Annotated in this window: 6 protein-coding genes and 1 pseudogene; 3 read left to right on the forward strand and 4 right to left on the reverse strand. The window is 41.7% G+C overall.

Going from position 1 to position 6282, the window contains the following annotated elements; translation table 11 throughout:
• Positions 1 to 5 precede the first annotated feature (5 nt).
• The 3 genes from DP117_RS22535 to DP117_RS22545 all read right to left on the reverse strand — a co-directional run bounded on the left by DP117_RS22535 (position 6) and on the right by DP117_RS22545 (position 4281).
• Positions 6 to 1109, reverse strand: coding sequence for a glycosyltransferase family 4 protein (locus DP117_RS22535; protein WP_169220467.1), 1104 nt, complete (start codon positions 1107 to 1109; stop codon positions 6 to 8).
• Positions 1110 to 1384: 275 nt separating this feature from the next.
• Positions 1385 to 3943 (reverse strand): sigma 54-interacting transcriptional regulator, encoded by a 2559-nt coding sequence (locus DP117_RS22540; RefSeq protein WP_169220468.1) that lies wholly within the window; start codon positions 3941 to 3943, stop codon positions 1385 to 1387.
• A 152-nt stretch (positions 3944 to 4095) separates the two neighbouring features.
• A complete protein-coding gene (locus tag DP117_RS22545) occupies positions 4096 to 4281 on the reverse strand; it encodes a hypothetical protein (protein ID WP_169220469.1) in 186 nt (61 codons plus the stop codon).
• A 116-nt stretch (positions 4282 to 4397) separates the two neighbouring features.
• Here DP117_RS22545 and DP117_RS22550 point away from each other — a divergent pair, with 116 nt between their 5' ends.
• The 3 genes and pseudogenes from DP117_RS22550 to DP117_RS36430 all read left to right on the forward strand — a co-directional run bounded on the left by DP117_RS22550 (position 4398) and on the right by DP117_RS36430 (position 5414).
• On the forward strand, positions 4398 to 4616 hold the full coding sequence (locus tag DP117_RS22550; RefSeq protein WP_169220470.1) for a hypothetical protein: 219 nt from the start codon (positions 4398 to 4400) through the stop codon (positions 4614 to 4616).
• A 317-nt stretch (positions 4617 to 4933) separates the two neighbouring features.
• A complete protein-coding gene (locus DP117_RS22555; protein ID WP_169220471.1) occupies positions 4934 to 5149 on the forward strand; it encodes a hypothetical protein in 216 nt (71 codons plus the stop codon).
• Positions 5146 to 5414, forward strand: a pseudogene (locus DP117_RS36430) (type II toxin-antitoxin system RelE/ParE family toxin). Before DP117_RS22555 ends, DP117_RS36430 begins: the two are co-directional and overlap by 4 nt.
• Before the next feature lie 138 nt (positions 5415 to 5552).
• Here the strand turns inward: DP117_RS36430 and DP117_RS22565 are convergent.
• Positions 5553 to 5948 (reverse strand): DUF4351 domain-containing protein, encoded by a 396-nt coding sequence (locus DP117_RS22565; RefSeq protein WP_211176285.1) that lies wholly within the window; start codon positions 5946 to 5948, stop codon positions 5553 to 5555.
• Between the last annotated feature and the right edge of the window lie 334 nt (positions 5949 to 6282).

A 6282-nucleotide genomic window follows, 5' to 3' on the forward strand; every position in this document is an offset into this window, starting at 1 on the left:
ACTTTTCATCGGAGGCAGAGCATCTCCGGCTCAGCTCCTTGTTCAAACTGTTTAAGCTCTTTTGTGATGTAATTTACGTACTGCTCAGTATCATGCCGACTGAGAGCTAACCGATAACCACGTTCAGCAAAAGCATCAGCTTCTTGAGGGTTATTCAACAAATAGATGATAGCTTGTCTTAAGCCTTCAACATCTTCTGGCTTAACCATCATGACCGCATTAGTTTCTGCTACGTATTCATCTATTCCCTGAGTGTGAGTAACTATCACAGGACGCCTACAGGCCATTGCTTCCATCAATGCCTGTATTCCTGCACCACAATTACTTTCAAAGATGCTGACCACAATAATATCTGCATCCCGATATAGCTGAACTAATTCCGGCCATTCGTAAAATCGCTGTGACATATTATCGGGTAATTTTTCAGGAAAACTTCGTTTTTGTACAAGTGCATCGTTGGAGAAACCGCTGATTTTCACATCAACATCTAGATTTGCTGTTGCCTGAGCGAGAGTTCTGTAATCACGCTGTTCTAAGCCAACACTAGCGATCATTGGACGCGACTTCTTCTGTTTAGTAGGCTCACGTGCAGGTTCAGGTGCAAAGAATTTGAGATCGGTTTGCTCCCAAACAAACTGAACACGAGATGCAGGTAGATTGAGGTAATCGCGTAAAAAAGTAACTTGGTGCTTGCTACAGGCTAAAAACAAATCTATCTTGTTAGCCAAGTTAAATAATTTTAGTGCTAAGCGTCCACGAGGTCGATCAATATTGTGAAAAAACACTGCTATTTTGGGCCGGTTGCGCTTGAGTCCACAAAGTGTTGCTAGCTGAATACCTCCAGACTCACTATTGCAGAAAACTATGTCATCCGATTCAAGTCGAGATGATAAAGCACGTGCCATTGCCCAATGCTCTGGCGAGCCTGCTATTTTGGAAAGAAGTTTGTCCACAAAGGAACCTTGATATCCTTCTGGTGTATGAATGCTGGCATTCAGTCTTTGCTTTAACCTCCACATTACATGCCCAGGACGTTTATTGTTCTCGGCTTCCTGAGTAATTTTTTCAAGATCAATAGAGTGATGCAATACGATGTGGTATTTCGTCATAAATATTACATGCAATATTAGGTTTTATGAAAGAAAAAGATTAAGCCAGGATATTCCCAGAGGCTTTTCTACTGAATCATTCAGTAGCGGTTAGGTTCATTTGATGACTAACCTTATGTATCATATAGACAGCTTGCACCGTTTGTCTATATCTAAAAACTAAAAAGCTTAAGACTACTATCGCTCTTCCATCACTCTGGGAAAAGAAATATCAGGCAACTTTTAAACCCCAGACAGAAATTGGGTTTGGAGCTTTATTTTCTAACATTAAGGAATTAACTAGACACGATAATTGCCCACATACTTGCTGCTAAGCCAATAGTAGCTAGATGTTGCCAAAAGAGCGATCGCATTGGTTGATGAGCAATTTTTTGTGTCAACACCACTGTCAATAAAACAGAAACAATCAAGATAGTACCCTGCAAAAAATCAATCACTGCTGGATGCGCCACCAGTATAGGTAATTGTTCACCATTGAAACCAAAAGTTGCAACAGTTACGGGAAGAATACGTCCTCCTTCTCCCAAACCCAAACGCAAATAATGAGCTAAATTTCCTCCTAGCACGAGTGGTAAGTATCCATAGGCAAGTTCTATAAATCGTCGCGGTTTTGGATTTTGCTGAGTAGATTTTAGTTCTTTGTAACTGATATATAATATTTGCATAATTCCATATGCTAAAAAAGGGATAGCGACTGGGATCAGCAGAGCCAGCAATGATAATCCCAAATGCGGCAAAAACTGTGTTAAATCCAGATGTAACCCAAGCCTTGATTGCAATTCCGGTAAGCGATGGAGATAGATTCCTCCCAATAGTAAAAACAATAGTGCAACTTCGTAGCTATGGGGAATATGAGTTGTCCACAATTCAATCCCCGGAGGACGCAAATTGAGTTCAACAGAACGATGGGGACAGGCTTTAAGACAAGTCATACACAGCACGCAATCTCTGTTATCTTCTAATTGTGCTGGATGAGAGTACAACGGACACCCTCCTGTTTCCATCCCCTCTCCCTTCTGAGGTCCACCCTTATAACATTGATACGTGGTACAACTGGCAGAACAGATGCCTTGTTGCGCTCGTAGTTCAGTCATAGAGAGTTTAGCAAATAAACCATTCATTCCACCGATCGGACAGAGATATCGACACCAAAAACGCCGCTCAAAAATAGCAGAGAATATCATTGCACCAGCGGTGATTAAAAGCAGCAAACAACCAGAAAGATATGCTGTATTTTCTAAATTCCAGAGTTCTTCCCATAAGAAAATGAGAGTAAATAATCCAAACAGAAACCATCCGCCCCATTTTTCAGCTTGATGTCTCGGCCAACTTTTCAGTTTTCCAGGAAAGAACTTTTGGGAGAGTTTTTGTGTGACTTCCCCATAAATCATGAAAGGACAAACAGCACACCAAAAGCGACCAATAAAGGGAAATGCTAGTAGGAAAAAAGGCCACCACCAAGCCCAAAATAGATTTAAAACGAAATTGCGATCGCGTGTTTGTGGACCAATAAACAAAACTCCTACAATCAAGGCAAATGCTGTTAAAGTAAAACCATAGTTGATGCGATCAGGCCACCAAGGACTACGAAGAAACTTTCGCAAACCTGGATAGGCATTCAACAAATTCACCCGAAATCGCTTCTTCTTAGTATCAATTGCCCAGAAAATTTCTTCTGTGAGTTCTTTCGCTTCTCCAGCTTGAACAATCGCCCTTTCCACCAGATTTTGCAACTCTTTCAAATTGCCAGGGAAATCATAGGATTGCAAACGACGCAATGCTTCCGGCGTGACTTTTGGTTTACAAATACCTCTTGAGCGAGTGTAAAGACTGATATAATAATCTACCTGTGCTTTGATATCAGCTTTGCGCACTCGCAACGGTGGCACTTTGATAACATGACCAACACAGCGTTCAATTTGCGGCTGAGTTTTTTCTGCAACTATCAAAATGCGAGCATTACTAACGCGGGATTCGGGAGTTGCTTCTTCCGAACGGCTGACGGGGGTGTATTTGCCTGTTTTGAGTAAGTTTGCTAACGCTGGTAATAACTCTTGGGGTATTTCTTGGATGTTGTTCAAAACTAAAGTTCCTTCCCCAAGCCATTCCAATAGTCCTGGTTTACCTCCAGCACGACCAAACAAATCAGCACCGCTTGTCTGCAGAATACCACAGTTAACTTTAATAATTGGTTCTCGTCGCTGTTTAGAACCAAAGTGAATCAAAGCAGCGATGATGTCTTTTCCTAACCCTGGTTCTCCGAAAATGAAAACAGACTTGCGATCGTCTGTAGCTTCTCGAATTTCCTGTCTTAAACGTACAGCATAGCGACTTGTCCCCACAATACCACGTTCTGCCTTGGGGACTAAATATGGTCGCAACGCAGTGGAACGTTCTTGTTCGTAAGTCAGCGCAGATGTCAGTTGAGCCAATTCTTGCGCCATTTGGCGAGAAACAGCTTGAGCAATTTCAGGGTATTGGGCGACAACTTCTCGAAACTTAGCCGCAGGTACAACCCACAAGTGACATTCTGTGACTGTTGTGATTGTACGCTGAGCCAATTCATCTAACATGAGTTCTTGTAGATGAATAATCGAGCCGGGGAGGAAACCAATAGCTAAAGCTGGGTTGGTTTTATTGCTGCTATCGCTTTCGAGTTGACCTTCAAGTAGAATATAAAGTGCTTCTGGTGAAGTTCCTTCAGTGACTAGATGCTCGTCTGGTGGGATAACTTGTTCTGAGATAACTTGGGCGATAGCATTCAAGGGTTCAGGCGATAAAATTCCCAAAGCCGTGCGTTCTTGTAGCCAGATCACGATTTCTTGCGATGTCATGGTTATTGCTCCTACTCAGCACTGCTGTATAGAAGAAATTATCGCGCTTATCGGTATCTGTTTTAAAACTCAACCTCATAATATGGTTTTGAGTCATCAGTCAATCTTTTTCAACTATCGTTTTGATTGGAAGATTGCTGTTGTGCTGCCTTTTACACTTCTTCTGTACTCAACTCCAACTCTCGTGCGACTTGTTCCACAGTCAATCCTATTCTTAACAACAGAGGTACTGTTCTGAACTTTTCTCGACGGACACCTTCTTCTACGCCTTGCTGATAAACCCTGGTTTGCTTTAAATCACTTACGCCAAACATTTCCTGTATTTCCTCTATACTCATTGTCGGGAATTTATAAAGTATAGAATATCACTGTGATGCAGATTTTAGCATTTGCTTTTGAAGGAACAAAGTTATTGTTCTTGAACTCTTTCTCACCAAGCGACGGTGCGCGATGAGTGTTTAAGACTCGACGACGAGTGTTTAAGACTCGTTCACGAGTGTTTGAGACTCGACGACGAGTGTTTAAGACTCGTTCACGAGTGTTTAAGACTCGACGACGAGTGTTTAAGACTCGTTCACGAGTGTTTAAGACTCGACGACGAGTGTTTGAGACTCGACGACGAGTGTTTGAGACTCGACGACGAGTGTTTGAGACTCGTTCACGAGTTGATTAGTATTGTTAAAAGCGATCGCTCTTCCCCAATCGCACTACACTTACCAAGAGTAATACGCGTGTTGCATTCATGACTTACACCTCACCCTGCCCTATCGGGCATCCCTCTCCTTAGCAAGGAGAGGGAAAGATTTTAGCGCAGCTATAACAGTGATAGCTGGCATCAATATATATGGGAAGCATATGCCAAGACGAGAGCGATCGCCTACGGCACGCTAGCCCCGTAGGGGGCCGGAGCTAACGCTAACGCCACGTCCCCCTTAGTGAACTGGCTGAAGTAATATTTAAAGAACGGTTAAGTAAAGAAGAGACCTGAAGATGAAAACCGAACGTGAAAGAGAAGAAATTATCAAAGCTATCAACGTACTGCTTAACCAAGCTTACGATAGCACTTTAGATGAAATACTCGCATTATTAAAACGTATAGATGAAGAAGAGGAAGAAGACGATCTTAAAGCCATTAAAGAAGCTAGGGAAGATATAAGAGTTAACGGTACAGTCTCTTGGGACGAATATAAGAGAGAATCTGCGTGACTTATCAAATTGAATTTACCAAAGGTGTAATAAAACAACTCAATAAATTACCAGCAAATATTAAAGAACGAATTGAGATAAAAGTTCAATAATTAGCAATAGAACCCCGTCCGAACAGAGTTAAAAAGTTACAAGGTGATGAAAATTCATATCGTGTTCGAGTAGGGGACTACCGAGTTATATTTATGAAATACAAGATGATATTTTGTTAGTGACTGTGATTAGAGTAGGACATCGTAGTGAAGTTTATAAATATGAAAGTTGACAAACAAGAAAAACTAAGAACCATCGCCTACAGTATGGACTTACTGATACCTGATTTTTAGTGGGGATTTTGATGGAGGGTTAGAGAGAGCGATCGCCCTTGGTGGCCACTCCGTGCCATCGCATCACTCACCTGAAATTAATTTTCTTCTTGTTCGTTTAACCAAGCTATTAAATCAGATACTTCTGAAAAGTCTAGTAACGCTTCTGCTAAATCATCTAGCTTTTCAACAGATAGCACTCGAATTCTATCAATTAATGATGAATCTATTTCACCAAAACGCCGATTCAGCTGGCGTATAATTGTACGTTCTTCACCTTGCTTATCTCCCTTCTGCAAAATATCCTGATAAATTACTGATTCTTGCATAATTTCCTCTCTTAAAAATTGCTGAATTAAATCTTTCTCAAACCTTAAACCTGCTAAGATCTCTGTGTAAGCTGCGATATTCTGCTTTGTCTCCCTATCCGAAATTCTAGCAATACTCTGGGCAATTTGGGATAGTAACCTTTGGGGTGAATCTGTCTGTATCAAAGGTGCTAACGGTATTATTTATGTCATTGCGTTAGCGCAGCGTGCCCGGAGGGCAGCGAAATGAAATGGAGCGAAGCAATCTCCAAACCCCTGCGATTGCTTCATTCCGCTTCGCTCCATTCGCAATGACAAATGTATATTTAATTTTTCATGGCGTTGCATAAATGCGGGATGAATTCCATTTTGTCATGCTGAGTGCAGCGAAGCGAAACGAAGCATCTGTCGAGATTCTTCACTGCACTAGTTCCTAAGAGGAACCGCTACGCTGCGTTCCGTTCAGAATGACAAATCATCCCTAAATTCAGCACAGGGTTAGCGCGTCTCAAACACTGTT

Source organism: Brasilonema sp. UFV-L1 (assembly GCF_012912105.1).
Classification (GTDB): Bacteria; Cyanobacteriota; Cyanobacteriia; order Cyanobacteriales; family Nostocaceae; genus Brasilonema.